Genomic DNA, 25,969 nt, shown 5'->3' on the forward strand with positions numbered 1-25,969 from the left:
CGAAGGATTCGGTTCCCCGGTTCCAGCAGGAGACGAAAACCTGGCCCTGGTAATCGGAATCGATCAGGCCGACCAAATTGCCGAGCACGATGCCGTGCTTGTGTCCGAGTCCCGAGCGCGGCAACAGTACGGCGGCGAGATTGGGGTCTTCGATGTGGATGGCGAGCCCCGTCGGAATCAGTTTGGATTCGCCCGGTTCGAGCCGTAGCGGTTCGTCGAGGCAGGCCCTAAGATCCAGCCCGGCCGCGCCGGAGGTGGCGTAATGGGGCAGGGGAATCTCGCTCCCGAGGCGCTTATCGAGAATCTTTAACTGAATTTTGCGCATGATAACGTTCGGCAATGAGTCGTATGAGTTGTTCGGCAATGGTTTTCTTCGGAGCTAGCGGCAAATAGGTATGACCGCCGTTCCAGCAAACGAAGATCGCGTTGTCGTCGTTTTCGAATCCGCCTTTGTCACGCCCGACCCAGTTGGCGGCCACCATGTCCAGCGATTTGGCCGCCAGCTTGTGCCGGGCATAGTCTTCGAGTTTATCGGTCTCGGCGGCGAAGCCCACGGTGAACGGGCGTTTCGGCGAGGCGCTGACGGCGCTCAGTATGTCCTGGGTCTTGCGCAGTGTCAGAACCATCTCCGACTGGTTTTTCTTGATTTTTTGGTTCGCTGTGGTTTCCGGGGAATAGTCAGCCACCGCCGCGGCGCCGATATAGATATTGGCGGACGGGACCTTGTCCATGACGCAGCGGTACATGTCCGCGGCGCTCTCGACCCATGAGACCTCGTGTACGTTCGGGACCTTCAGGGCCGTGGGGCCGGTCACCAGACTGACCTTCGCGCCAGCCCGCCCGGCGGCCTCCGCAAGCGCGTAGCCCATCTTGCCCGAGCTTCGGTTGCTGATGTAACGCACCGGATCAATCGGTTCGCGGGTAGGGCCAGCGCTGATCAGGACCGACAGTCCGGCCAGAACCCCGCCTCCGAAGAAGCTTTCCAACTCCTCCAAAATCCGTTGCGGTTCTAAGAGCCGGCCCATGCCGACCTCGCCGCAGGCCTGATCGCCTTCCGCCGGCCCGAGTATTCGAACGCCCCGGTCGGACAGGCGGCGGACGTTCTCTTGGGTCGCCGGGTTGTCCCACATGGCCTGGTTCATGGCGGGGGCGAAGGCGATCGGGGCGCGGGTTGCCAGGCACACCGTCGACAAAAGATCGTCGCCGAGTCCGATCCGGAGCTTGGCAATGAAATCGGCCGTGGCCGGCGCGATCAGCACCAGATCCGCCCACCGGGCCAGGCTGATATGCCCCATGGCCGATTCCTCGCCGGTATCGAGCAACTCGGTATGCACCGGATTGCCAGAAAGCGCCTGAAACGTCAGCGGAGAGACGAAAGCCGTCGCTGCATGGGTCATGACGACCCGTACCGAGGCGCCGGCATTACGCAAAAGTCTGGTCAGTTCGGCAGCTTTGTAGGCGGCGATACCGCCCGTAACACCCAAAACGATGTTTTTACCGGTGAGATAGGTCAATGTTGGCTGGTTTCGATAAGAGGTTGAGCCGCCGCATTATGGCAAGTTTGCGTTACGGCTTCTATGCTTTGCTGCGATTCGGTTTGAAACACTTTATTGGACGGGGGGAGCTATGCCCATCACGGATTGGCCCGACGACGAAAGACCGCGGGAAAAGCTGCTTCAAAAAGGACCGCTGGCGTTGTCGGATGCGGAGCTGCTGGCGATTTTCCTGCGCACGGGGGTCAAAGGCAAGACTGCGGTGGATCTGTCTCGCGAACTGCTCAACGAGTTCGGCTCGCTGAGGGCATTGCTGGAAAGCGACTTCGAACGGTTCAGCCGCAGCCGCGGGCTCGGGACGGCCAAATATGCCTTGCTTCAGGCCGTGCTCGAAATGGCCCGAAGACATCTCAAGGAGACGCTCCGGCGCGGAAGCGCGCTAACCAGTCCCGACCTGACCCGCCGCTATCTCGCCGCGCAGTTGCGCAGCCATCCTCACGAGGTATTCGCGGCTCTCTTTCTCGACAATCAGCACCGGATCATCGAATTTGAAGAACTGTTCCGGGGCACCATAGATGGAGCCAGCGTCTATCCTAGGGAAGTGGTTAAAAAGGCCTTGTCCTTCAATGCCGCGGCCGTGATATTCGCCCACAACCATCCTTCGGGCATCGCCGAACCCAGCGAGGCCGACAAGCACATCACGCACAGGCTCAAGCAAGCCTTGTCGCTCATCGATATACGCGTGCTCGATCATTTCATCGTTGGTGACGGGGAAGCCTATTCTTTCGCTGAGCACGGGTTGATATAGTGCGTTGCTAAGCGATCTTGTCGATGGAGCCGAACATGCAGCGTGTACCCGAGCCGGAATTGATGGACGAGGAAGATCAGGCCCGTGCCTATGCGGAAGCGGATTTTTCCGAGCCGCACGATCATTTCGTCTCCCTGTTTCGATCCGCGTTTCCGGACGACACGCTGGCCGGCGCAGTTCTCGACTTAGGCTGCGGTTCGGCCGACGTAACCGTGCGTTTCGCCCGCGCCTTTCCGAATTGCCGGATCGACGGCGTGGACGGCGCCGAAGCCATGCTCGAGTTCGGCCGTAAAGCCGTTCGCTCGGCAGGCTTGGAGCAGCGTATCCGGCTGATCAGAGCCTATCTTCCCGATGCCACCTTACCGCTGACGTCTTACGATGCGGTGATCTCGAATTCGCTGCTCCATCACCTGGCCGATCCCATGGTGTTATGGGCGTCCGTGAAGCGGTGGGGAAAATCCGGCGCGCCGATTTTTATTATGGACCTGCTGCGGCCCGAGAGCGAAGAGCAGCTAAACGAACTGGTCCGGCAGTATGCGGCCGACGCGCCGGAGGTGCTGAAACGGGATTTCTCGAACTCCCTTCGTGCGGCTTACCGGCCGGATGAAATCCGCGCGCAATTGGAGAAAGCCGGCCTAGCCGATTTTGCCGTCACTATCGTCAGCGATCGTCATCTCGTCGTGTCGGGCCGACTTTCTTTGCTGGAAACCCAGCGTTAAGCGGGTGACCGAGGCCGCTTTCATGGCCGAATAGAGTCAGTTCTTGCACGACGCATTTGTCGCGTTGACTCGAGGACCGCCGCCGATTCTGTCGTTGCTCCGGACTCCGGGCAAGACGCTCAGCACATTGTCGCCCGTGCCGCCTTAATGGCTCGGCGACACGGATCACCCTTATGCCGCATCTGTGTAAACATCTCAGACGCGGCGAATCGTCCCGGCGCATTGCTCGGCGTGTCACGGGAGGAGGCGCAGTAGAAAGGCTAAAGACAACATCGGACGCTGTGGAAAACAATCATCGTATCTGGCTGTCAATTCCAATATAGCCGTATGGTGCAAATACCCTTGGCGGTTAGCCTAAGCGCCTTGTACTGCAAGGGTAATTGTTCTAATGTAGGCTTTTTATTAGGACTTTAGAACGATAAAGGGCGGCCATGGCCATTCGGAATGCATTTTATGCCCAATCCGGCGGTGTAACCGCCGTCATTAACGCATCGGCATGCGGTGTGATCGAAACCGCGCGGCGGCACCGTAATCATATTGGTAGTGTTTATGCCGGGCGGAATGGCATTATCGGTGCGTTGACCGAAGATCTTATCGACACGGCTCAGGAATCCGATCAAGCCATTGCCGGGCTGCGGCACACGCCGGGCGGCGCTTTCGGCTCCTGCCGCTACAAGCTGAAGGGACTCGATGAGAGCAAGGCGCAATACGAACGGCTGATCGAAGTCTTCAAGGCCCACGACATCGGCTATTTCTTCTACAACGGCGGCGGCGATTCGGCCGATACCTGTCTGAAAGTGTCTCAGCTTTCGGAGAAGATGGGTTATCCATTGTGCGCCATTCATATTCCCAAGACGGTCGATAACGACCTGCCCATTACCGACAACTGTCCCGGTTTCGGTTCCGTAGCCAAGTACATTGCGGTTTCCACCCGTGAAGCGAGCTTCGACGTGGCCTCGATGGCGGCCACTTCAACCAAGATATTCGTGATCGAGGTCATGGGGCGCCATGCTGGCTGGATCGCTGCCGCCGGAGGATTGGCGGCCGATGCGGAACACGATATCCCGCTGGTGATCCTGTTTCCCGAAATTCCCTTCGATCAAACCGAGTTTCTGGCCGCGGTCGACGAGAGGGTCAAGCGTTACGGTTATTGCTCGGTAGTGGTCTCGGAAGGCGTAAAGGGGGCGGACGGCAAGTTTCTGGCCGATGCCGGTATCAAAGACGTTTTCGGCCACACCCAGCTTGGCGGTGTCGCCCCGGTCATTGCCGCTCTGATCAAGAGCTCGCTGGGCCACAGGTATCACTGGGCCGTGGCCGATTATCTGCAGCGCGCCGCCCGGCACATTGCTTCCAGAACCGATGTCGAACAGGCTTACGGCCTCGGTAAGGCCGCCGTCGAACTGGCTTTGGATGGCCGGAATGCGGTCATGCCCACGATCGATCGTATTTCCGATTCGCCCTATCGGTGGAAGATCGGTCACGCCGACTTGTCGGACGTGGCCAATGTGGAAAAGAAGATGCCGCGGGAATTCATTTCTCCAGACGGCTTTGGCATTACCGATGCTTGTCGCGCCTATTTGCTCCCTTTGATAGAGGGCGAAGATTACCCGCCGTACAAAGATGGCTTGCCGAATTACGTCGTGTTGAAAAATGCGTCGGTTCCCAAGAAGCTGACCAGCCAATTTGCAGTTTGATTTCCGAGTTCATGCCCCATGTGACGTAAAAACAAGAAAGCAAAAAGAGGAGGAGAAAATGGCTTATTTACTCGTCGCCCGCGCGCAAGAGGGCGTCCGGTTAGTGCTGAATGACCGTCGCTGTAAAATGATCGCCGGTTTGGGACTCATCGAGTTCCTATACATCGGTTTCACAATCGGCTGGGGAGTGGCTTTCGCGTTCACGGCTGCGGTTGCCGCCCTGATCTACGGAATCCTTTCCATTGCCTGGATTAATATTCAATCGCCGGGCAATGAGCGCATGGTGGAAATTGCCTCCGCCATTCAGCAAGGCGCCAAAGCTTATCTGAACCGCCAGTACAAGACGATCGGTCTGGTCGGCGGGGTTCTCTTCCTCGTTATCGGTGTCGCCCTCGGGTGGGCTGTCGCCATCGGCTTTGCCGTCGGTGCGGTGCTGTCCGGCGTTGCCGGTTACATCGGCATGAACATCTCGGTGCGCTCCAATTCCCGCACTGCACAGGCCGCATATCAAGGCATGAATGCCGCTTTCACCGTGGCTTTCCGGGGCGGTGCCATCACCGGCCTGTTGGTGGTCGGATTGGGCCTTTTGGGTGTCGCCGGTTACTATGTGATCCTGAAAGCCTCCGGCGTCGACGATCCGTTGCACGCACTGGTGGGACTCGCCTTCGGTGGTTCTTTGATTTCCATCTTCGCCCGTTTGGGCGGCGGCATCTTTACCAAGGGCGCCGACGTGGGCGCCGATTTGGTGGGCAAGGTCGAGGCCGGGATTCCCGAGGACGATCCCCGAAATCCTGCGGTCATCGCCGACAACGTGGGCGACAACGTGGGCGATTGTGCCGGCATGGCCGCCGACTTGTTCGAGACCTACGCGGTGACGATCGTCGCCACCATGCTGCTGGCCAGCCTGCTCACCGCCGGGTCGGAGAACGCCATCGCTTATCCCTTGGTGCTCGGCGGAATTTCCATCATTGCATCCATTATCGGCACTTCTTTCGTGGAGGTTGCCGAGGGACGCAAGATCATGAGCGGCCTCTACAAAGGCGTCATCGTCTCCGGCGGCTTGTCCGCCCTGGCGTTCTATCCGGTCACTCTGGCATTGTTCGGTGGCGATGTTTCGTTTGCGGGCGAATCGATTTCGGCCCACAGCATCTATTTCTCCGCCCTCATCGGTCTTGTTCTTACAGGGGTGATGGTCGCCATCACCGAATACTACACGGCAACCGAATTCAAGCCGGTTCAGCATATCGCATCGGCGTCGACCACCGGGCACGCTACCAACATCATCGCGGGGCTGGGCATCTCCATGAAGTCGACGGCGGGCCCCGTTGTTGCCGTATGTGCCAGCATCTGGGGAGCCTACGAGCTGGCCGGTTTGTTCGGAATCGCCGTGGCGGCCACGGCAATGCTGTCCATGACCGGCATGATCGTGGCGCTGGACGCCTACGGTCCCATTACGGACAACGCCGGGGGCATCGCTGAGATGGCCGATTTGCCCGCCGAAATCCGTAACATCACCGATCCTCTCGATGCCGTCGGCAATACCACCAAAGCGGTAACCAAGGGGTACGCCATCGGCTCCGCAGGGCTTGCCGCGCTCGTGCTGTTCGCCGACTACACCCATAATTTGGGCGGCGGCATTACCTTCGACTTGTCGAACCACATGGTGGTCATCGGGCTTTTCATCGGCGGCTTGGTGCCTTATCTGTTCGGTGCTTTGGCCATGGAGGCCGTGGGCCGTGCCGCAGGCGGAATCGTTAACGAGGTTCGGCGGCAGTTCCGCGAGATTCCCGGCATCATGGACTATACCGCCAAGCCCGATTATTCGAAGGCGGTGGACATGCTGACCGTGGCCGCGATCAAGGAAATGATCGTGCCATCCCTGTTGCCCGTGGCGATACCCATTCTGGTGGGGTTGCTGCTCGGTAAGGAGGCATTGGGCGGCGTACTCATCGGTTCGATCATTACCGGGCTGTTCGTGGCCATTTCCATGACCACCGGAGGCGGTGCCTGGGATAACGCGAAAAAATATATAGAGGACGGCCATCACGGCGGCAAGGGGTCCGAAGCCCATAAGGCGGCGGTGACCGGCGATACCGTCGGCGACCCGTACAAGGACACGGCGGGCCCGGCCGTCAATCCGATGATCAAGATCATCAATATCGTGGCTCTTTTGATCATTCCGTTACTGTAAGTGACGCGACGATCCAGTTATCGAGGCCGGCTTTGCCGGCCTCTTTGTTTCATGCATTTTTGATTCCTTTGTCTAGTCGGAATAGGCGAGCGATTAGGTCTAACCGAATATTCATTCGTTAATATCGGGTTTGAACCCATGGTGCGCAAAACAATCTTGAATGAGATCCACCGGCAGGCCGGCGGACGCATGGTGGAGTTCGCGGGTTGGGAGTTGCCGCTTCATTATGGTTCGCAACTGGAGGAGCATCATGCCGTGCGCCGGGATGCCGGTGTTTTCGATGTGTCGCACATGACCGTCATCGATCTCGACGGCGCGGATTGCGGGCGGTTTCTGAGAATGCTCCTGGCGAACGATGTCGATCGATTGAGCGGTCCCGGCAAGGCTCTGTATAGCTGCGTGCTTAACGAGAGCGGCGGGATACTGGATGACTTGACCGTTTTCCGCAGGGCAGGGGATCGGTTTCGGATTGTGAGCAATGCCGCTACTCGCGACAAGGTCATCTCTTGGATACAGCGGCAGGTCTCTGGATTCTCCGTGGGCGTCCTGCCCAGGCAGGATCTCGCGATTATCGCGGCGCAAGGGCCGGAAACGAGGCGCAAAGCGCGTGATGGCCTGCCTTCCGAATTGCATGTGGCCGTTATGTCCTTGGCGCCGTTCGAATTTGCCGAGGCTGGCGATTGGTTCATATCTTGCAGCGGATATACCGGCGAAGACGGTTTGGAAATCATCTTGCCTCAGGCCGATGCTGCTGCCCTGTGGGCAGTACTGATCGCTAACGGTTTTAGACCCTGCGGGCTTGGGGCGAGGGATACCTTGCGTCTTGAAGCCGGAATGCGGCTTTATGGATTGGACATGGACGAGACCGTAAGCCCTTTGGAATCCGGACTGGGTTGGACCGTGGCCTGGGAGCCGGTCGAGCGGCAGTTTATCGGTCGCAAGGCCTTGGAGGAGCAGCGGAAAATCGGGCAACTGCGCCGTTTTGTGGGACTCGTGTTGAACGATAAAGGCGTGCTGCGCCATGGGCAGAAGGTCGTCGTTCCGCCGTTTGGTGAAGGTGTTGTCACGAGCGGGATTTTCTCGCCTACACTGAATCGCTCGGTCGGCTTTGCTCGTCTGCCTCCCGGCAGCTATGAGCGTGCCTGGGTAGAGATTCGCGGCCAATCGAAAGAGGCGTGGATTACGCCGCCACGTTTTGTCAGGCAGGGGCACGCGGCTTTCGGCTTGGATCGAATTTAGCAGCTATTAAGCTAGTATTTATAGGGTGGTTAGCATGGGCTCGCCGAGTTGTATGTGAGGCGTGTCACATAAACGAAAATAATATTCCGCCTTGGAGTGTGAGCGGCTATAGATGAATACCCTCGTATTGGCAATCGGTATCCTCAGTCTCGGTGTGGCGGGCTGGCTCGGCTTCAAGTTGGTCGCCGCTAAAAGGACCGCTGCTCGTTCCGATATTCAGGATCCTTCGGATTCGTTTCTGTTGGACTCGCCCAGTGTCGAGCCCACGCTCATCCGAACCGAGCCGGTTCCTCCCGAAATTCTTAAGCGTTTGGCGCCGCTGGCAACACTGAGCGAGGAGGAACTGATCGCCTTCGCTTCCGGGCGCCTAATGGAGTTCTATCCGGCAGGTTCGACCGTGCTTCGTGGCTCTGAAATGCCCGAGACGGCAGTGTTTCTGCTTAAAGGCACGGTTATGGTCGGGCCGGAACGTGGCGGCAAGACGAAGGTGGATTCGGATAGCGATGCCGCACGCTTCCCGCTGAATCGCGACGGGCTGAGTTCGATTGCGGCGAATGCCTGGACGGACGTTTGGGTGCTGCGCGTGCCCGCAGTGATCTTGCGACAGTATGCGGAGAGATCGAGCGCCCGGACGATAGTTCCGCCCGATTTGACTCGATCGCCGCTTCCTCGTGAACTGGGTGGGAGCAATTTGTTTTATGTCTTCTGCCGTACCTTTCATAAAGGCAAGCTCGACTTGCCGGCTTTTCCGTCCGTGGCCTTCAAATTAAGGCAGGCCATGCGCGAGGAGATCGACTTCGTAAAGGCGACAAAAATCGTGCAGATGGATCCCGTACTTGCGACTAAGTTGGTGCAAGTGGCCAATTCTCCTCTCTATCTCACGGCCGAGCCGGTCAAGACGTGTCAGAGCGCCATTGCTCGGCTAGGTCTGGTGGCGACCCGCAACCTCATTTTCACCATGAGTATGAAAGGTCTCTTCAACGCGGGTAGTCCGCAGATCAGAAAACTCATGTTGGACGTGTGGAAGAGCAGCCTTCAACTGTCGGTGATTTCTTCCGTGCTGGCGGCGAGAACCGGTCAGGTCGATCCCGATAAAGCGCTGTTGGGCGGATTGATCGTTCGCATCGGCGCCATTCCTTTTCTGTCTTTTGCCGAAAAATTTCGGTCTGAGTATCACGGCTCGGCGGAACTCGAGGCAGCCCTGCCGATTATTCAAGGGCCGGTCGGCCAATATTTGCTCGCTAAGTGGGAGTTTGCCGACGAATATCTCGATCTTCCGATCATTGCCGAGCAATGGAACTACTCGTCGGGTACGGATCGGCTGGGTTTGGCCGATATCGTCCGGCTAGCGGCCTGGCACAGTTATGTCGGAACGCCCAAGATGGGAGATTTGCCCCCGATCACCGAATTACCCGCATACGCTAAGCTCAAAGATGCCACGCTGACTCCGGAGCAGTCGCTCAAGGTATTGTACGATGCCAAGGAGCAGATTGCCGAAACCTTGAGGGTATTCGGTCAGTAATGTATGTAACAGTTTTCGACAGTGTCCTGTGATAGAGTTGAGAAATGAGCTTGCTGACACGAATTTTCGGTTCTAGGAGGCAAACAGCCAGCCTCAAGACGCAAACACCGGTCGAGGACGGGGCGGACGCTTATCCGCAAGCTGCGAAAATCGTTCCTTCGTCACGGGAGGGGATGTCCATCAACTTGGACATCCTGAAAGAATTGTTTCCGATCCGCACCCTCAGCGAAGACGAATTGGACGCATTCGTTTTGGAGAGAAAGGCCGAGGTTTATGGACCCGGCACGATTCTGTTCAAGGCCGGGGAACCAATCGAATCGATTCATTACCTCTTGGGAGGGACGGTTCTGATGGATCTCGGTGACGGGAAAACTTACGAGATCAGTGCAAATACTGCCAAAGCGAGGTTTCCCTTGTGCTGCGGCAAGCAGTACAGCGCCACGGCGTACGCGCAGACCGAAATTCAGATATTGCGCGTCGCCAGCAAGATCATGAGTCGAGGCGTGGTCAGGTACGAATCGGCGCAAACTCTAATAGACTCCAACGATGAGCGGATTCCGGAAGCTGTTCGGGGAGGCCGGCTGTTTCAGGCTTTCGCCCAGTCTTACGGCGAGGAAGAACTGCGAATCCCCTCTTTGCCGGACGTGGCTTTCAAGCTAAGGCAGGCCATACAACACGATGTCGACATCCGTGAAGTCGTCAACATCGTTCAACTCGATCCCGCCGTTGCCGCCAAACTCGTTCATGTCGCCAATAGCCCTCTGTACTTGCCTGTTCGTCCGATCAATAATTGCCACGATGCAGTTTTGCGTTTGGGGCTGGCGGCGACCCGGAACCTGGTGACCAGCTTTTGTCTGAGGCAGGTTTTCCGTGGTCAAGACCCTTACATCAATCAAGCCCTTCACAGGCAGTGGGAAACGAGCATCAAGCTATCCAGCCTCTGTTATGTTTTAGCCGCCGAGAACGAAGGAGTGAGTGAAGAGGAAGCCTTGTTAGCCGGATTGGTTGCCGATATCGGCGTAGTGCCGTTTCTCTATTTTGCCGAAAAGTTTCCTCGCGAGTACTGGAGTCCGGACGAGATCGAGTCGGCGATGCCTCATATTCGGGGTCCGGTAGGGGCTTTCTTGCTGAAAAAGTGGGATTTTCCGGCCGATTTGATCGAAATCCCGATGCTGGCTGAAGAATGGTATCACGACAGCGGCAATGCCCTTGCTCTCAGCGATATCGTGATCTTATCCAGGCTGCATAGCTATATCGGTACGCGTCGCATGGCGGAGCTGCCGGCAATCAATTCCATTCCGGCATGCGCCAAACTCAAGGATAGTCGGTTGTCGCCGACCCATACCCTTAACGTCCTGCATGAAGCCAAGGAGAGGATCGATCGGACTATGAAGTTTTTCAAAACCTGACGTGGCCGTATTCCGTCCAACGTATATTTCCATTTGGTTTTTTTGAGTTTATGAGCAACCCATTACTTGATATGGATGGTCTTCCGCCGTTTTCGCGTATCAAAGCGGAGCATGTCGTGCCGGCTGTCGAACGGATATTGGAAGAAAACCGTGCTGCTATCGCGAAATTGCTTGAACATGGAAAAACAGATACCTGGGAACACCTGGTAGAGCCGTTGGAAGACTTGGATGACCGGCTAAACAAAGCCTGGTCTCCGGTAAGCCACATGAATGCCGTGGTGAACAGCGACGAGCTTAGAGAGGCCTACAACGCGTGTCTGCCGCTGTTGAGCGAATACGGGACGGAAATCGGCCAAAACGAGGAATTGTACGCGGCTTACCGCGGGCTTGCCGAAAGCCCGGGTGCAACCGAATTGGATACCGCGCAAAAGAAGATCCTTGAAAATGCGCTCAGGGATTTTCGTCTGTCCGGCGTTGAATTGACTCCGGAGAAAAAGTCCCGCTTCAAGGCCATTGCCCAAGAACTCTCCAAACTCGCCAGTCAATTTCAGGATAACGTGCTCGACGCGACGCATGCCTGGAGCAAGCACATCGAGGATGAAAAGCTGCTGAGCGGATTACCCGAGTCGGCGGTTGCGATGGCGCGCCAAGCAGCTGCGGCGCAGGGTAAGAGAGGTTGGCTGTTCAGTCTGGAATTCCCGTCTTATATTGCCGTGATGACTTATGCGGACGATCGGGATTTGCGCCGCGAGTTCTACACCGCCTACAACACTCGCGCGTCCGATCAAGGTCCTGATGCCGGACGCTGGGACAACTCCGAAGTCATGGAGAGGATTCTCGCCTTGCGCCATGAAGAGGCGCGGCTTCTCGGATTCTCGAACTATGCGGAATTGTCGCTTGCCACCAAAATGGCGCCCTCGACCGATGAGGTGATGCATTTTCTGAACGATCTGGCGCGCCGCAGCTTGCCTCAGGCGAGACGAGATCTCGAAGAGCTGAAAAACTTCGCAAGCCAAGAGCATGGTCAAGAAACGCTGGAATCTTGGGATCTGACTTATTATTCAGAGAAGCTTAGGCAGCATAAATTCGCCTTGTCCGAAGAAGAGATTCGAACCTATTTCCCCGTCAATCGGGTTGTTCCCGGGATGTTCGGCGTGGTCGAACGCTTGTACGGGCTTCAAATCCGGGAAAAATCCGGGGTGGATGTTTGGCATCCGGACGTCAGGTTTTATGAAATCCTTGGCCGCTCGGGCGATTTGTTGGGCGGTTTCTATCTGGATCTTTATGCGCGGCCGAAGAAACGTGGCGGAGCCTGGATGGACGAATGCGTCACCCGGCGCAGAATCGGCCAAAAGATACAGCACCCGATCGCGTATCTGACTTGTAATTTCACGCCTCCGACCAATGGCGAGCCGTCCTTGTTGCGGCATGACGAGGTGTTGACCTTATTCCATGAATTCGGTCATGGCTTGCACCATATGCTGACCAAGGTCGATTACCTGGGTGTTTCCGGCATCCACGGCGTGGAATGGGACGCCGTGGAACTGCCGAGCCAGTTCATGGAAAACTTTTGCTGGGAACCCGATGCGCTGGGACTCATATCGGGCCACTATCGGACCGGCGAGCCTTTGCCGGAAGATTTGCTTGACAAGATGATCGCAGCCCGCAATTTCCAGTCGGGCATGCAGATGGTCCGCCAGCTCGAATTCAGTGTGTTCGATTTCCGCATTCATTTGGAATACGATCCGAGCCGGGGTGGCCGGATTTATCCGATACTCGACGACGTCAGAAAGCAGGTGGCGGTATTTGTCCCGCCGCCTTTCAACCGGTTCCCGCACAGTTTCTCGCACATCTTCGGTGGGGGCTATGCGGCGGGCTATTACAGCTACAAATGGGCGGAAGTCTTGTCCAGCGACGCTTTCTCGCTGTTCGAGGAAGAAGGCATTTTTGCGCCGGACGTAGGCCGCTCGTTCTTGGAAAATATCCTCGAGCAAGGCGGCAGCCGCAAGGCCATGGAGCTTTTCACCGCCTTCCGCGGCCGCGAGCCGACGATCGATGCCCTGCTAAGGCACAACGGCATCGTTGAAGCGGCTTAGCGAATATACAAATCCTTATAATGAAGGCAGGGCGAGGGCGACGTAAGTTGCCCCGCTCGTTGTTTTGTCTTTTAACCGATATCCGCAGCTTGCCGTAGAGTAGGATGAACAGGCTCAGGCGCCGGTGCTTTGGGGGCGCCGGTTTTTCGTAACGAAAGTGAATCCATAACAACGACGTCTATGCCATACCGGCCGTTTGCCAGGGATTACGTCCTTCTCTGGTGCGTTCTCGTTTTCTCTGGCCTTGCCTTTAGGCCTCTTATACCCGTCGATGAAACCCGCGCCGTATCGGTAGCCTGGGAGATGTGGCTGCGAGGCGATTTCCTCGTACCTTCCCTGAACGGCGAACCGTACAGTCACAAGCCGCCTCTTTTCCAATGGATCATCCATTTGAGCTGGCTCATCTTCGGCGTCAACGACTGGACGCCGCGGTTGGTAGGTCCCTTGTTCGGCTTGGCCAATCTGATTCTGACCGAGCGTTTGGCGCGCCGGCTGTGGCCCGAGTTGGAGTCGGTATCCCGCCTGGCTCCTTTGATTTTGCTCGGTCTTGCGGTCTGGTCCATGTGGACCACCCTGACCCTCTACGACATGCTGGTGGCCTTTTTTGCCTTGCTGGGCGTGTTGGGTATTCTGCGCGCCGCTCAAGAACCTTCCTATCTCGGCTGGTTGATGACGGCTGTCGGGATCGGTGGAGGGGTACTGTCCAAAGGGCCCATCATCTTGCTGCTCATACTGCCGGTCGGTCTGCTGGCACCTTGGTGGATGGGGCGCGTTCCGCGTTCGGGCTGGGGCGGATGGTACGCCGGTATTCTGGCGGCTACCGTCTTGGGCGCGGCCATTGCCTTGGCATGGGCTATTCCCGCCGGCATGTCCGGGGGCGAAGAGTACGCCCAAGCCATCTTTTGGGGGCAGTCGGCTGGCCGCATCGCCAATTCCTTCGCTCATAAGCGATCATGGTGGTGGTATGCGGCCATATTGCCGATTTTTTTGTTTCCATGGATTCTTTGGCCGGGTCTTTGGCGCAAGCTGATCGAGCTAAAGGCGGATCTGAAATTGCGCTTCTGCATTCTTCACGTTGCAGCCGTATTGATACTGTTATCGGCTGTCAGCGCCAAACAGATTCATTATCTGCTTCCTTCTCTGCCCATCTGGGCACTGATCTTCGCCCGGGTATTCGGCGATCCGTCGATTCAGGTCGGGCGCTTTGGTCAACGGGCATTCGGAACGGTCGTATTGGGCTTGGGGCTGGCGTTGGCTTTGCTTCCGGGTATCGCCGGTGTTCTCGGCTTTCCGAAAGCCGATAGCACAGTCGTGGCCGTCGCCGAAGCATCGCCCTTGATCGCGAGAGCGCTGATCATCGGACTGGGTGCTTTTCTACTGCTATGGCGGCCCGGTGACTCGGCAACGATGGTGCGGGCAGTCGTGGGAGCGATGATCGGCGTGGTGCTGGCCGCGCATCTCATTTATATCGAGGCAGGGCGATCTCACCACGACATGCGGCCTATGGGAACTCGTCTTGCCCAGTTGCAAGCGCTGGGAGCATCGATTGCGCATTGGGAAAAATACAGCGGGGATTTTCAATTCGTCGGGAGGCTGAAAGAACCGCTCAAGGTGCTCCACACGCGTAAGGCGCTGTCCGAATGGTTGGCCGCACACCCCGATGGTTATGTTGTCATCGTGTATCGCGGTAGCAAGAAGGCATTTGAGGAGAGTGCCGAATTTTCCCAGCCTTATCGGGGCAATCGCCGTATCGGATTATGGAAAGCGTCTGCTCTACTTGCGCGGCCGGATGTGGTTGCCCGACCGACAGGCTGAGCGGGCTAAACCTTGGCCATCTTTCCGAGCGCAGGCTGTGGCTTAACGAGTCCCATAGACGACGATCGTCTTGCCTTTGGCCGAAAGGAGTCCCTGTTCTTCGAGATTTTTCAGAACCCTTCCCGCAACCTCCCTGGAGCAGCCTACGATGCGGCCCAGTTCCTGCCGGGTGATGCGGATTTGCATGCCGTCGGGGTGCGTCAGTGCTTCAGGCTGCTTGCATAGCTCTATGAGGGTGTGCGCGATACGACCGGAAACATCGAGGAATGCGAGGTTGCCGACCTTGCGGCTGGTGTGTAAAAGCCGCCGGGACAGCTGACGCCCTAGGAGATTCAAAATGCCTACGGCATGTTCGGCGAGTTCGCCGTTGAGCAATTGAGAAAATCGAGCATAACCTATCTCGGCAAGTTGGCTCGGTTCACGGGTCGTGACCGTCACATCCCGAAGCATGGAGCCCATGAATACTCCGATTTCGCCGATAAACTCTCCCTTGTTCAGATAAGCGAGTACGATATCGTCACCGCTCGGCTTGTGCGCCAGACTGACCGTAACCGCGCCTTCGATGATGTAATAGAGCGTGTCTCCTGCATCTCCGGGCCGAATAATGTGCGTTTTGTTGGGATAACGACGGCGATGGCAATACGGCAGGAGATTTGCCAGAGCCTCGTCCGGTTTCGAGAGAGAATGCATAGGCGTTGCGGGTCTCGTGAATGGAAAGCGATCTATCAAGTTTAGCAGCGATTAATTTCGCTTGGCCCGGCGGGGAATTGTGATAAAGTATGCGGCTATTTTTACTCGGGGGTCTTCGATGAAGGCGCGCGTCAAGTGGGTAGAAAATGCGCTGTTCCTGGCTGAATCCGGCAGCGGTCACACGGTAGTCATGGATGGGCCGCCGGAATCGGGCGGCCGGAATCTCGGTGTGCGTCCGATGGAAACCTTGCTGATAGGGATGGGGGGATGTACGGCGTTCGACGTAGTACATATTCTCCGCAAAGGGCGGCACGATGTGCGGGATTGCGAGCTACGGCTCGAAGCTGAACGGGCGGAAACCGATCCCAAGGTTTTTACTCGGATCCACGTGCATTTCGTCGTTAAAGGCAAAGGACTGAGCGACGCAGTGGTCAACCGAGCGGTTCAACTCTCCGCGGAGAAATATTGTTCCGCATCGATTATGCTCGGGAAAACGGCCCAGATTACGCACGACTATGAAATCATCGAAGTCGAGTGAACGATGGACAGGTTTCTCGGTCTCATGAACTTTTGGCACCGGCCCTGCACTTTATTCGTGAGCGCGTGCGGTCAAGGGGCAGTTACAACCGACTACGGGGGTAATCGTTAGATCGATGGAAAAATTGCAGTTACACGGTTTCAATAACCTCACCAAATCGTTGAGCTTCAATATTTACGACATCTGCTATGCCAAATCGGGCCAGCAGCAGCGTCGTTACATCGAGTACATCGACGAGATGTACAACGCCAAACGCTTGACGCAGATATTGACCGATGTGAATGCGATCATCGGCGCCGAAATTTTGAACATAGCGCGTCAGGATTACGAGCCTCAGGGCGCCAGCGTGACCATGCTCATCTCGGAAGGGCACGTGCCGGATACCATCACCAATATCGAGGCGCCGGGTCCCGCGCCGGAATCCGTGGTGGCGCATCTGAACAAAAGCCACATCACGGTGCACACTTATCCGGAAAGTCACCCCTATGGCGGCATTAGCACCTTTCGGGCCGATATCGACGTATCCACCTGCGGCCGGATTTCGCCGCTAAAGGCGCTCAATTATCTGATCCACAGCTTCGAGTCCGATATCGTGATCATGGATTACCGCGTGCGCGGCTTCACTCGCGATATCAGCGGCCAGAAGCATTATAACGATCACGAGATCACGTCCATTCAGAACTACATTTCGGATGCGATGGCGGAGCGGTATCAGATGATCGACGTGAACGTCTATCAGGAGAAAATTTTCCACACCAAGATGATCCTGAAAGACTTCCATCTCGACAATTATCTGTTCGAGACCGACAAAGATGCGCTGACCGACGAGGAGCGTATCGCCATTCAGAAGCAGCTCAAGCAGGAAATGGCGGAAATCTTCTACGGCCGAAATTACAAACTGCGGCGATGAGGGATCACGGTCTCTAGCACGACTCCGTAAACCCCATAACTCCAAAAAGCCGGCGCTGAGCCGGCTTTTTTATCGAACGAGCTGCCGTGCGAGTAGCGTGACCGGATGCAGTACTTCGATATGGCCCAGCCCTCTCTGCTTAAAGCCGGCTCTTAAATGCACTGCGCAACCCGGATTGGATGTCGCCAGGAAATCAGGTTTGATAGCCGTCACCGATTCGAGTACATCGTCCCGCAGGTCTTTAGCCATTTCAGGGTGTTCCAGCATATAACTGCCCGCAGCGCCGCAGCAGCGCTGGGAGTTGGGTAGGGACGCTACGTCGAGGGACGGTATGCGGCGGAGCAGGTCGGCGCCGTGACGTTCCGCCCGCAACACGTTCTTCAGGGTGCACGGGGTATGCACGCAAACCTTGGCGGCCAGGGGTTTGAACTCGATGCCGTCGGGCCAGGAGAGTTCTGCAAGGAGCTGGCTGATGTCTTTGACGCGCTTGGCGAGATCGGCGGTGGCTTCCAAGTGCCGATAGTCGCGCAGCATCGCACCGCAGCCGCTCGCGACGGTGATGACGGTGTCCGCGTCGGACAAATTAAAAGCGGCCAGATTGCGATCCATGAGCTTTCGCGCTGAAGCCTGATCGCCGGCATGATGATGCAGCGCCCCGCAACACGCCTGCGTGTCCGGCACCCGAACGCCGACGCCGAGCCGGTTCAGTACAAGTAGAGTTGAAGAGACGGTCTCGGCATCCAGAAGATTTGCCGTACAGCCGAGAAACAGGGCGACCCGGCCACGCTCGTTCTGGCCTTGTGCGGGATAAAAATCGTTCCAGCGTACCGAAGTGGATATATCCGGAAGTCCCGCGTCGAATTCGGACAGTCCCAGTGCTTTCAGCAAGCCCGTCTTTTGTAGCAGTCCTTTGCTCTCGCGTCCCGATTTTTCAACCAGGCGTTCCACCCAGCGGGAAGCGCGCTTATTGGTCAGCGCAATCTTGATCCCGGCGGACTTGATGCGAGCCGATGTGGTTTTTTCCACCTCGCCGGTCTCGCCGCGAAACCGATCGACGAGGCTGCCGTACGGAACATAGGCCGGACAGACCGCCTCGCAGGATCGGCACAAGAGGCAATTATCGATGTGACTTACCAATTCCGGCGTCGCAGCGAGTGATCCTTGTGCCCAGCCCTGGATCAGGGCGATGCGTCCGCGCGGGGATTCGTTCTCGTCCAGAGTTTTGTTGTAGGTAGGGCAATGGGGCAGGCACAGCCCGCATTTGACGCAGAGATCGGTATCGGAAAACCGTTGGGATCGATTCAAAGAAGTTCGAGAAAAACTGTAACTGGTTAGTGGCGGAAATGTCGCATGCCGGTAAAGACCATGGCCATGCCGTGTTCGTCGGCGGCCGCGATCACTTCCGGGTCGCGTATCGAGCCGCCCGGCTGAATGACGGCGGTGATCCCGGCCGCGGCGGCCGAATCCACCCCGTCGCGGAACGGGAAGTAAGCGTCCGAAGCCATAACCGAGCCTTGAACGGCAAGTCCTTCGTCCGCGGCCTTGATCGCCGCGATGCGCGCCGAATAGACGCGGCTCATTTGTCCCGCACCTATGCCGATGGTTTGGCGGTTCTTGCAATACACGATGGCGTTGGATTTGACATACTTGACCACTTTCCAGGCAAACAAGAGATCGGCCATTTCGTCTTCGGTTGGGGCGCGCTGGGTGACGATACGCAAATCTTCCCGAGCAACAACGCCCAAGTCCCGGTCTTGTACCAGGAGACCACCGGATACGCGTTTGAAATCCCATTCCGGCGCGGGAGCGCTAGCCCAAGGACCGGATTCCAAAACCCGTACGTTGGCTTTTCCGCTGAGCACTTGAAGCGTACCCTCGCCCACCCGGGGAGCGATGATCACTTCCACGAACTGTCTTTCGATGATGGCGCGGGCGGTTTGCACATCCAGCGCTTGATTAAAGGCGATGATGCCGCCGAACGCGGAGGTTGGGTCGGTGGCGTAGGCGCGGTCGTAAGCCTCCATCAGTGTCTTGCCCTGCGCGACGCCGCATGGATTGGCATGCTTGACGATGACGCAGGCAGGCGAGTCGTCGAAAGTCTTGACGCATTCGAGCGCCGCATCCGCGTCGGCGATATTGTTGTAGGACAGTTCCTTGCCCTGAAGCTGTTTCGCCGCAGCGACGGTGCCGCTGGGCACGCCGGGTACAACGTAGAATGCCGCTTTTTGGTGCGGATTTTCCCCGTAGCGCATCGCTTGGGCTTTGCGGAAACGCATCACGAGCGGGTCCGGGAATGTGTCCGAGTCTTCGGCCTTACCGAGATAAGCCGCAATGGCGCTATCATAGGCAGCGGTATGCCGGAAACTTTTGATCGCCAGCTTGAATCGCATGTCATCGGACAGACAGCCGGCTTGCGCTTGAAGTTCCCCGAGAACCTCGGGGTAATCGGTTGGGTCGACGATTACGCCCACCGATTCATGATTCTTGGCGGCCGCACGGATCATGGCGGGACCGCCGATATCTATGTTTTCGATGGCTTCGGCGAGTTCACAGTCGGGCTTGGAGATGGTTTGCTCGAAGGGATAAAGATTGACGACCACCAGATCGATGGGAGAGATGCCGTGTTGCGCCATCACATTCTCGTCGATCCCGCGGCGCCCGAGAACGCCGCCGTGGATCTTGGGGTGCAAAGTCTTGATCCGTCCGCCCATCATTTCGGGAAAACCGGTATAGTCGGATACTTCCACTGCCGCGATGCCGTTTTCGCGCAAAAGCGCGGCTGTCCCGCCCGATGACAGGATCTCGATTCCAAGGTCAGCCAGTCCTCGGCAGAATTCCACAAGTCCGGATTTGTCTGACACGCTAACGAGTGCTCGGGAGACTTTGATTTTCATGAAAAGATGACGCGGGCAGCTGAAAATTAAAAAAGATTACTCGATGCCATACTGAAGCATCTTCTTGCGTAAGGTGCTGCGGCTAACGCCGAGTACCAGCGCCGCCTTACTCTGGTTATGACCGCATTGCTCCAATACGGTTTCGATCAAGGGCTTTTCCACTTCGCTGATGACCATGGCGTAGAGATCCGTTGCCTCATGCCCGTCGAGCTGAGCAAAGTAGCGCGTCAGGGTCATGCGTACGTGGTCGCTCAAGAGCAATGTGGCATCGGTTTTGAACTCGACGGCATTGGGCATTGCCTCGATATTCCTTGCTTGTGCTTTCATGCAGCCAATTTCCGACTTTCTTCGTTAAACAATTGGTTTATTAAATCCAGTTGCTGATTGGCACCGTCTTGAATGTTGAACAGCGGGCCGAAATCCGGCGGGCAGGAAAGATGGCTCAGGTACCAACCGACGTGCTTGCGCGCGATCCGCACTCCGAGATGTTCGCCGTAGAATGCATAAAGTCCGTTCAGATGTTCCAAAATGACATCCCGCGTTTCCTCCGCTCCGGGCAGTCCGGACTCGACGCTTCCGCTAAGAAAATGGTCGATGCGACGAAACAGCCAAGGGTTTCCGAGGGCGGCTCGACCGATCATGACAGCATCGGCACCGGTGAGTTCGAGGACGGCCGCTGCTTTTTCCGGCGAATCGACGTCGCCGTTGGCGATCACCGGGATGCCTACAGTTTGCTTGACCTGGTGAATTGTAAGGTATTCGGCTTGCCCGGAAAAGCCGCAGGCTCGGGTGCGACCATGAATCGTGATGGCGCGAATGCCCGCATTCTCGGCGATTTTCGCAACGGTGACCGCGTTGCGGTGGTTGGGGTCCCAGCCGGTGCGTATTTTTAGCGTGACCGGTACCTCCACCGCTTCGACAACCGCTTCCAAAATCCGCGCGACCAGGCGTTCGTCTCTGAGAAGCGCCGATCCGGCGGCTTTGTGGCACACTTTCTTGGCGGGACAGCCCATGTTGATATCGATGATCTGTGCGCCTCGATCGGCGTTGATTCTGGCGGCTTCGGCCATGGCGGCCGGATCGTTGCCGAGAATCTGTACGGCACGGGGTTCCGGCTCTCCGGCGTGATCGCTCCGTCGCAGGGTCTTGCGATCATGGCGCAAGGCGGGATTGGCGGACACCATTTCCGATATGGCGAGAGCTGCGCCGTAACGACGGCATAGCATTCGGAAGGGGCGGTCGGTTACGCCGGCCATAGGAGCCAGAATCAAGCGGTTAGCCAGTCGATACGGGCCGATATACATAGTGATGAGTCTATTGCGGGCGCAAAAGTCTAGCCGGATCAGGGTATGGACGCAAAAATTTTTCCTGCCATTTGTCCATGTTTTTAAGCCGCTGCAAGTCTTCAGGACGGTCGATATCCCACAACGGGGAGAGTTCCGCCCACCGCCAGCGCAGCTTTTCAAGCCGTTGCCGCGTCTCGTTCAGCACCTCCGCTCCGCCCCATGGCATGTTTCGGAACAGTTCGTCGTCGGTCCGGGTCAGCCCGAGCAAGCAGTAACCGCCATCTTCGGCCGGACCGACGACCGCATCGTTTCCGTTCATCAATGCGATGATCGCATTTTCCACATAAAGGGGATCGAGCGCCGGACAATCGGTGCCGATAATGATGATCTGGTTCGCCTTCTCGAGAGACTCGCGGGCAGCGTAGGCCATGCGCGCTCCGAGGTCGCCCCGGCATTGCGTTTTCAGGGCTGCTCCCAACAGTTCCAAGCCGACAAATTCGGGGTGGCCGGTATCGGGAGAGCACCAAAGCTGTACCGGGCACAGGTTTGCGTGCAGCATCTCCCGGCCCGTTTTGCGGAGTAGAGCAGTATGCAACCGTGCCGCCGCTTCCGCGCTTAGAGCGGGAATCAATCGGGTTTTTACTTGCCCCGGAATCGGCGCCTTCGCCATGATGGCCAGGGTGGCAAGCGGAAAACGGTAGTCCGACATACTTCAACGGAACGGCAAAATCAGCAGCCGCGAAAAGTCTAGCAGTTTTGGATCGCGTTGGTCTTTGAGGCCGATTTCCATGCCTTCTTGGCCCAGGAGCGGCGTTGCGCAATAAGTGCCGCACAGCTTGTCCCAGAACGGCACGGAAAATCCGAAATTGCTGTCCATTTCCGGCTTGTAGGTCGAATGATGGATGCGGTGCATGTCCGGGGTGATGAGAAACAGTCGGAGTCTCCTTTCCCACGGAGCCGGGATGCGCGCATTTCCGTGATTGAACAAAGCACAGGCGTTCAAAAGTATCTCGAAGACCAGAATGGCCGTCGGCAATATTCCGAAAGCGATGGCTAAAGCCATTTTGTAGTAGGTCGACAGGACGATTTCCAAGGGATGAAAACGGATGGCCGTGGTCGTGTCGAAACCGAGGTCGAGATGGTGAATCTTATGCAATCGCCAGAACAGCGGAACCCGATGAAAGGCGATGTGCTGGAGGTAGATGGCGAAGTCGAGCAGGAGTAAGCCAGCTGCGAAGGATAAACTGTAAGTCAGGGCGAGTTGGTTGAACAGGCCCCAGTGGCTTTCGAGTGCGAACTCTGCGGCGAAATATGCGCCTCCGCCGCTTAAGATGCGTGCGACGGCGGAGTTGAGGGTCATCAGGCCGAGGTGCCGCGCAAGCCGGCGTATCTTGCCTTCGGGAAACGTCCGGAATGGACTACGCCACTCCCATAACAGCATCATGCCAAGCACGCCGAGAAAGAAAACAAGACGGAGGATAGATTCAGTCATGGCGGTAATATGCGGCGGCTAACTTGGCCGGATTGGTCCCGAGAAAATAGAGCAGTCGCAGTTTCCACATGAGGAGGATAGTACGCACCGTTCCGTTTTGTTCCCATCGCCGGCTGGACGTTATCACCCGCTCCAGAAGGCAGGCGGGGCTAGCGATGCGTTTTAGCCGCTCGCTCAGCGCTATGTCCTCCATGAGTGGGATCTCCGGAAAGCCGCCGATGCGCTCGAAGATGTCTCGCCGCACGAATATGGCCTGGTCGCCCGTCGCGATGCCGGTCAAGCGAGAGCGCCAGTTCATCAGGGTTTCGACGATCCGCAGCAACGGACGATTCCCGGACAGCCGCACGTCGAAGCGTCCCCATGCGGCCTGGGATTCGAAAACTTTTGTTAACGCGAGGAGTGCGTTCTCCGGCAATCGGGTGTCGATATGGAGAAATAACAGGTAGCCGCCCGTCGCTACGCTTGCGCCGGCATTCATCTGCGCGGCTCGCCCCTTGGGCGCGCGTACGATCGACGACACGAATTCACGGGCCAGGTTCGGACTACCGTCCGTGCTTCCGCCGTCGGCAACGACGATTTCGATTCCCTGACTTCTTAACGGCTGCAGCCGGGATAGCGCCTCCCGGATTATGTCCGCCTCGTTCAAAACCGGAATGATGACAGACCAACGAACGTTTGCGGGCATGTCGCGACACGAGTCGCGGGAGGGTTTGGCGGCCGACTTCTCAGCTAAGCCGTTCGATCTGTTTGTCATGCCGCCGACTCAACAGTGCAAGCGATATCAAAGCCCCGGCCAAGGCAAAAGCCATGTCCGATTGCGCATCCCACAGATCGCCTTGCATCGCCAGAAAATCCTCGGCCCCGTCTCTCAAGGCCACCGCAACGGCCCATTCAACGAGCTCGTAGGCGGCGCTGAGCGCGAGGCACAGGGCCGCGACAATCGCGGCCAGCCAGCGTCGATCCCGAAAAACGCCGGAACGAATGAAAATTTCTCGAAAAACAACCGCGGGCGAAAACCCTTGAAAAAAATGAGCCAGCTTGTCGAAGTTGTTTCGCTGACTCCCGAATAGCGGTTTCAGCCAATCGAAAAAAGGAACTTTGCCGAACGAGTAATGCGCGCCGACGAGGATCAGCAGGCATAAAGCCAGGATCAGGCTATAGGCCAGAGGAGTCAGAGGAAAGAGACGATGCGTGGCGATTACTGCGACGAACGCGGCCATGGCGGGTATTGCATCCAAAAGCCAGACGCTATAGCTGTACGGCTGAACGACCGACCACGCCAGCACGGAAACAAATGCAAAAATAAAGATGTTGAACAATGATCTGATATCTCCAGCGGTTTCCATTAAACATTGACTAATTACGGCTCCATGAGTAGCCTTTACGCCAGCTTACGAGATTACTCTAAGTCGTCCGAACCACACTTCGCAAAATGGCCGTGCAACGTTACGGCCGTATCGAGTTCAAGGAGGGAGCATAGTGTACGTTAAGCCTTCAATCCGGTCGCATCGGGTGTTCAAGGCGACAGCGCTGCACGCAAAGGACGGCACTTTGCCGAATTTCAATCCATCGCCCTTGTTTTCTTCGCGGCATCGATCCGTTTTCGACAAGCCGCGGCGCGCCTCCTATGAAATCACTCGTCTGAAGAGTCAATCTTTCAAAACCTTGGCTTGTCGGAGGCAATCGAATCGTGGCTGAGGTGTTACTCATAAGCCGGTGCTGGCGCGCCGAATGTTTCGATCAGTTCTATTCGGTGTTGTTCCATCAACGTGTCCCGCCGATTTAGCGGTCGGCGGCAGGCAAGGAAGTGATAATGATAAAAAAATGCATGGTCTTCATTTGTGGGGCATTTTTGCTTGCGCTCGTAGATAGCGGTGTTTCCCACGCCCGTACGAAGGCGGGAGCGACGAAATCAGCGGTAGAGGATACCGTTCCTCGGAGTGAATACGAGAAACTGAAACAAGAAGTCGAGGCGCTGAAGGCGCAGGTCCAGATTCTCATCGAAAACGAAACTTGGGAGCGAGAGTCCTTGCCGCAGGCGCAGGCACAGAAAACCCAAGAAGCGGCGGCAGAGACATCCGAGCAAGGGGAGAAGACGGCGACGGCACGAGCCGAAACGGCTCCCGCCGCGCCCAAAAAAGTATCTCCGGAAATGGGGTTGAAGGAGGGGGACCGAGAAAAAGAGGCGGAGGAGGCCAAGATAGAACTCGATCAATTCCTGAGATCGCAAAAGGTCTTGTTCAAGAGAGGCGATCTGCAGGTCGAGTTCATCGCGAGTTACGCTCAAGATACATCCGAAATATCGCCATATAAAGTGAGGGCTAGAGCGGCAAGCGCTGGTGTTTTGTTTCGCTACGGCTTGATCGACGATCTCGAGCTGGATATATCCGTTCCATTTAATTTCCAAGAGCTAGAACTAGATACAATTCAGCCGTTTTTTGCTCGCGAAGGCTTTAGGCGGCAGGATGGTTCCGGACTGGGTGACGTCAGTGGCAGTCTGCGATGGGGCGCCTTGCACGAAGAGGGCCTCGTTCCGGAAACAACGTTGAGCCTGAACGTCAAATCCGATACCGGACGGGAGGGGCGCGGCCTTACGAGTGTTTTAGGGCCCAGCGTAGGGTCCAATTTACTGATCGTAGATCCCAGTTTAGGCACAGGCTTTTGGAATGTCGGCGGTTCCGTATCGCTCGTCAAGACGGTGGATCCGGTAGTCCTCTTCGGTTCTCTGGGCTACAACGCGGTCCTCGAAGACGGCAGAATCGACCCGGGCGATCAAATTCCTTACTCCCTCGGTATGGGCTTCTCGTTGAACGATCGGGTAAGTTTCTCCACAGCCTTGAACGGTGCCGCGATACTGAGAGACAAGATCGATGGTCGAGAAATTACGGGTTCCGGCAGGGATATTCACTCGCTCAACTTGGCCGTTACCGTACAGGTGGCTAAGGGCTTATTTGTGGAACCCTTCGTAAATTTCGGCTTGACCGAAGAGGCCACGGATTTTTTCGCGGGCGTCAACGTTCCGTACCGGTTTGATCGACAGTATCCCCTGCCTTTTTTCCGATGAGCAGAGCGTCTATCTAACTAAAGGAGATTAAATGCTATGAGTAGCTGTTTTATTCAAGGTTTCATTCTCCCGGTTGGAGAAGAGAGTGGGGTGGCTCATTTTCGACTCC

23 protein-coding genes are annotated in these 25,969 nt (G+C 56.8%); 12 read left to right on the plus strand and 11 right to left on the minus strand.

Annotated elements, in window-relative coordinates; genetic code table 11:
- On the minus strand, positions 1-325 hold a 325-nt coding region (gene dut / locus ABJK70_RS05075), incomplete at its 3' end, for a dUTP diphosphatase (protein WP_347257490.1).
- Positions 294-1,514 carry a bifunctional phosphopantothenoylcysteine decarboxylase/phosphopantothenate--cysteine ligase CoaBC gene (gene coaBC, locus ABJK70_RS05080; RefSeq protein WP_347257491.1) on the minus strand — a complete coding sequence of 407 codons (1,221 nt, stop codon included), beginning with the start codon at positions 1,512-1,514 and terminating at the stop codon, positions 294-296. The genes dut and coaBC, both read right to left, overlap by 32 nt.
- 112 nt (positions 1,515-1,626) lie before the next feature.
- On the opposite strand from coaBC, the gene radC reads away from it, so the two are divergent.
- The 9 genes from radC (at position 1,627) to ABJK70_RS05125 (ending at position 14,986) form a co-directional block, all read left to right on the plus strand.
- On the plus strand, positions 1,627-2,301 hold the full coding sequence (radC, locus tag ABJK70_RS05085) for a DNA repair protein RadC (protein WP_077730284.1): 675 nt from the start codon (positions 1,627-1,629) through the stop codon (positions 2,299-2,301).
- 35 nt (positions 2,302-2,336) lie between these two features.
- A complete protein-coding gene (locus tag ABJK70_RS05090) occupies positions 2,337-3,020 on the plus strand; it encodes a class I SAM-dependent methyltransferase (protein WP_077730310.1) in 684 nt (227 codons plus the stop codon).
- 431 nt (positions 3,021-3,451) lie between these two features.
- Entirely contained in the window at positions 3,452-4,714 is a 1,263-nt protein-coding gene (locus tag ABJK70_RS05095; protein ID WP_347257492.1) for a 6-phosphofructokinase, read from the plus strand.
- A gap of 58 nt (positions 4,715-4,772) precedes the next feature.
- Entirely contained in the window at positions 4,773-6,905 is a 2,133-nt protein-coding gene (locus ABJK70_RS05100; RefSeq protein WP_347257493.1) for a sodium-translocating pyrophosphatase, read from the plus strand.
- Positions 6,906-7,043: 138 nt separating this feature from the next.
- On the plus strand, positions 7,044-8,144 hold the full coding sequence (gene gcvT, locus ABJK70_RS05105) for a glycine cleavage system aminomethyltransferase GcvT (RefSeq protein WP_077730286.1): 1,101 nt from the start codon (positions 7,044-7,046) through the stop codon (positions 8,142-8,144).
- 112 nt (positions 8,145-8,256) lie between these two features.
- The gene (locus tag ABJK70_RS05110; RefSeq protein WP_077730287.1) at positions 8,257-9,666 is read left to right on the plus strand and encodes an HDOD domain-containing protein; all 1,410 of its coding nucleotides are present in this window, start codon (positions 8,257-8,259) and stop codon (positions 9,664-9,666) included.
- A gap of 44 nt (positions 9,667-9,710) precedes the next feature.
- Positions 9,711-11,075, plus strand: a complete 1,365-nt coding sequence (locus tag ABJK70_RS05115; RefSeq protein WP_077730288.1) for an HDOD domain-containing protein — start codon at positions 9,711-9,713, stop codon at positions 11,073-11,075.
- Positions 11,076-11,125: 50 nt separating this feature from the next.
- Positions 11,126-13,171: an oligopeptidase A gene (gene prlC / locus ABJK70_RS05120; protein WP_077730289.1), complete on the plus strand. Its 2,046-nt coding sequence runs from the start codon at positions 11,126-11,128 to the stop codon at positions 13,169-13,171.
- A gap of 303 nt (positions 13,172-13,474) precedes the next feature.
- Positions 13,475-14,986, plus strand: a complete 1,512-nt coding sequence (locus tag ABJK70_RS05125; RefSeq protein WP_347257494.1) for a glycosyltransferase family 39 protein — start codon at positions 13,475-13,477, stop codon at positions 14,984-14,986.
- A 42-nt stretch (positions 14,987-15,028) separates the two neighbouring features.
- On the opposite strand, the gene crp is transcribed toward ABJK70_RS05125, so the two are convergent.
- The gene (crp, locus tag ABJK70_RS05130; protein ID WP_077730291.1) at positions 15,029-15,676 is read right to left on the minus strand and encodes a cAMP-activated global transcriptional regulator CRP; all 648 of its coding nucleotides are present in this window, start codon (positions 15,674-15,676) and stop codon (positions 15,029-15,031) included.
- A 118-nt stretch (positions 15,677-15,794) separates the two neighbouring features.
- On the opposite strand from crp, the gene ABJK70_RS05135 reads away from it, so the two are divergent.
- Positions 15,795-16,214 (plus strand): OsmC family protein, encoded by a 420-nt coding sequence (locus tag ABJK70_RS05135; RefSeq protein ID WP_133717817.1) that lies wholly within the window; start codon positions 15,795-15,797, stop codon positions 16,212-16,214.
- A 103-nt stretch (positions 16,215-16,317) separates the two neighbouring features.
- Entirely contained in the window at positions 16,318-17,124 is an 807-nt protein-coding gene (gene speD, locus ABJK70_RS05140; RefSeq protein WP_240502507.1) for an adenosylmethionine decarboxylase, read from the plus strand.
- A 69-nt stretch (positions 17,125-17,193) separates the two neighbouring features.
- Here speD and ABJK70_RS05145 read toward each other — a convergent pair whose 3' ends face one another.
- The 8 genes from ABJK70_RS05145 to ABJK70_RS05180 are packed head-to-tail and all read right to left on the minus strand — an operon-like array spanning position 17,194 to position 24,115.
- Positions 17,194-18,429 (minus strand): (Fe-S)-binding protein, encoded by a 1,236-nt coding sequence (locus ABJK70_RS05145; RefSeq protein ID WP_347257495.1) that lies wholly within the window; start codon positions 18,427-18,429, stop codon positions 17,194-17,196.
- Positions 18,430-18,455: 26 nt separating this feature from the next.
- The gene (gene purH, locus ABJK70_RS05150; RefSeq protein ID WP_347257496.1) at positions 18,456-20,018 is read right to left on the minus strand and encodes a bifunctional phosphoribosylaminoimidazolecarboxamide formyltransferase/IMP cyclohydrolase; all 1,563 of its coding nucleotides are present in this window, start codon (positions 20,016-20,018) and stop codon (positions 18,456-18,458) included.
- A 36-nt stretch (positions 20,019-20,054) separates the two neighbouring features.
- Complete coding sequence (locus tag ABJK70_RS05155; protein WP_077730296.1) at positions 20,055-20,345, minus strand: helix-turn-helix domain-containing protein; 291 nt, start codon at positions 20,343-20,345, stop codon at positions 20,055-20,057.
- Entirely contained in the window at positions 20,342-21,322 is a 981-nt protein-coding gene (gene dusB / locus ABJK70_RS05160; protein ID WP_347257497.1) for a tRNA dihydrouridine synthase DusB, read from the minus strand. The genes ABJK70_RS05155 and dusB overlap by 4 nt, the downstream gene beginning before the upstream one ends.
- Positions 21,323-21,332: 10 nt before the next feature.
- Positions 21,333-22,013 carry a TIGR04282 family arsenosugar biosynthesis glycosyltransferase gene (locus ABJK70_RS05165; protein ID WP_156880078.1) on the minus strand — a complete coding sequence of 227 codons (681 nt, stop codon included), beginning with the start codon at positions 22,011-22,013 and terminating at the stop codon, positions 21,333-21,335.
- 3 nt (positions 22,014-22,016) lie between these two features.
- On the minus strand, positions 22,017-22,796 hold the full coding sequence (locus ABJK70_RS05170; RefSeq protein WP_077730299.1) for a sterol desaturase family protein: 780 nt from the start codon (positions 22,794-22,796) through the stop codon (positions 22,017-22,019).
- A complete protein-coding gene (locus ABJK70_RS05175; protein ID WP_347257498.1) occupies positions 22,789-23,481 on the minus strand; it encodes a TIGR04283 family arsenosugar biosynthesis glycosyltransferase in 693 nt (230 codons plus the stop codon). Before ABJK70_RS05175 ends, ABJK70_RS05170 begins: the two co-directional genes overlap by 8 nt.
- 40 nt (positions 23,482-23,521) lie before the next feature.
- Complete coding sequence (locus ABJK70_RS05180) at positions 23,522-24,115, minus strand: DUF2238 domain-containing protein (protein WP_347257499.1); 594 nt, start codon at positions 24,113-24,115, stop codon at positions 23,522-23,524.
- 494 nt (positions 24,116-24,609) lie between these two features.
- Here ABJK70_RS05180 and ABJK70_RS05185 point away from each other — a divergent pair, with 494 nt between their 5' ends.
- Positions 24,610-25,860 carry a transporter gene (locus ABJK70_RS05185; protein WP_347257500.1) on the plus strand — a complete coding sequence of 417 codons (1,251 nt, stop codon included), beginning with the start codon at positions 24,610-24,612 and terminating at the stop codon, positions 25,858-25,860.
- Positions 25,861-25,969: the final 109 nt, after the last annotated feature.

This window comes from Methylocaldum sp. (genome assembly GCF_039794385.1).
Lineage (GTDB): Bacteria > Pseudomonadota > Gammaproteobacteria > Methylococcales > Methylococcaceae > Methylocaldum.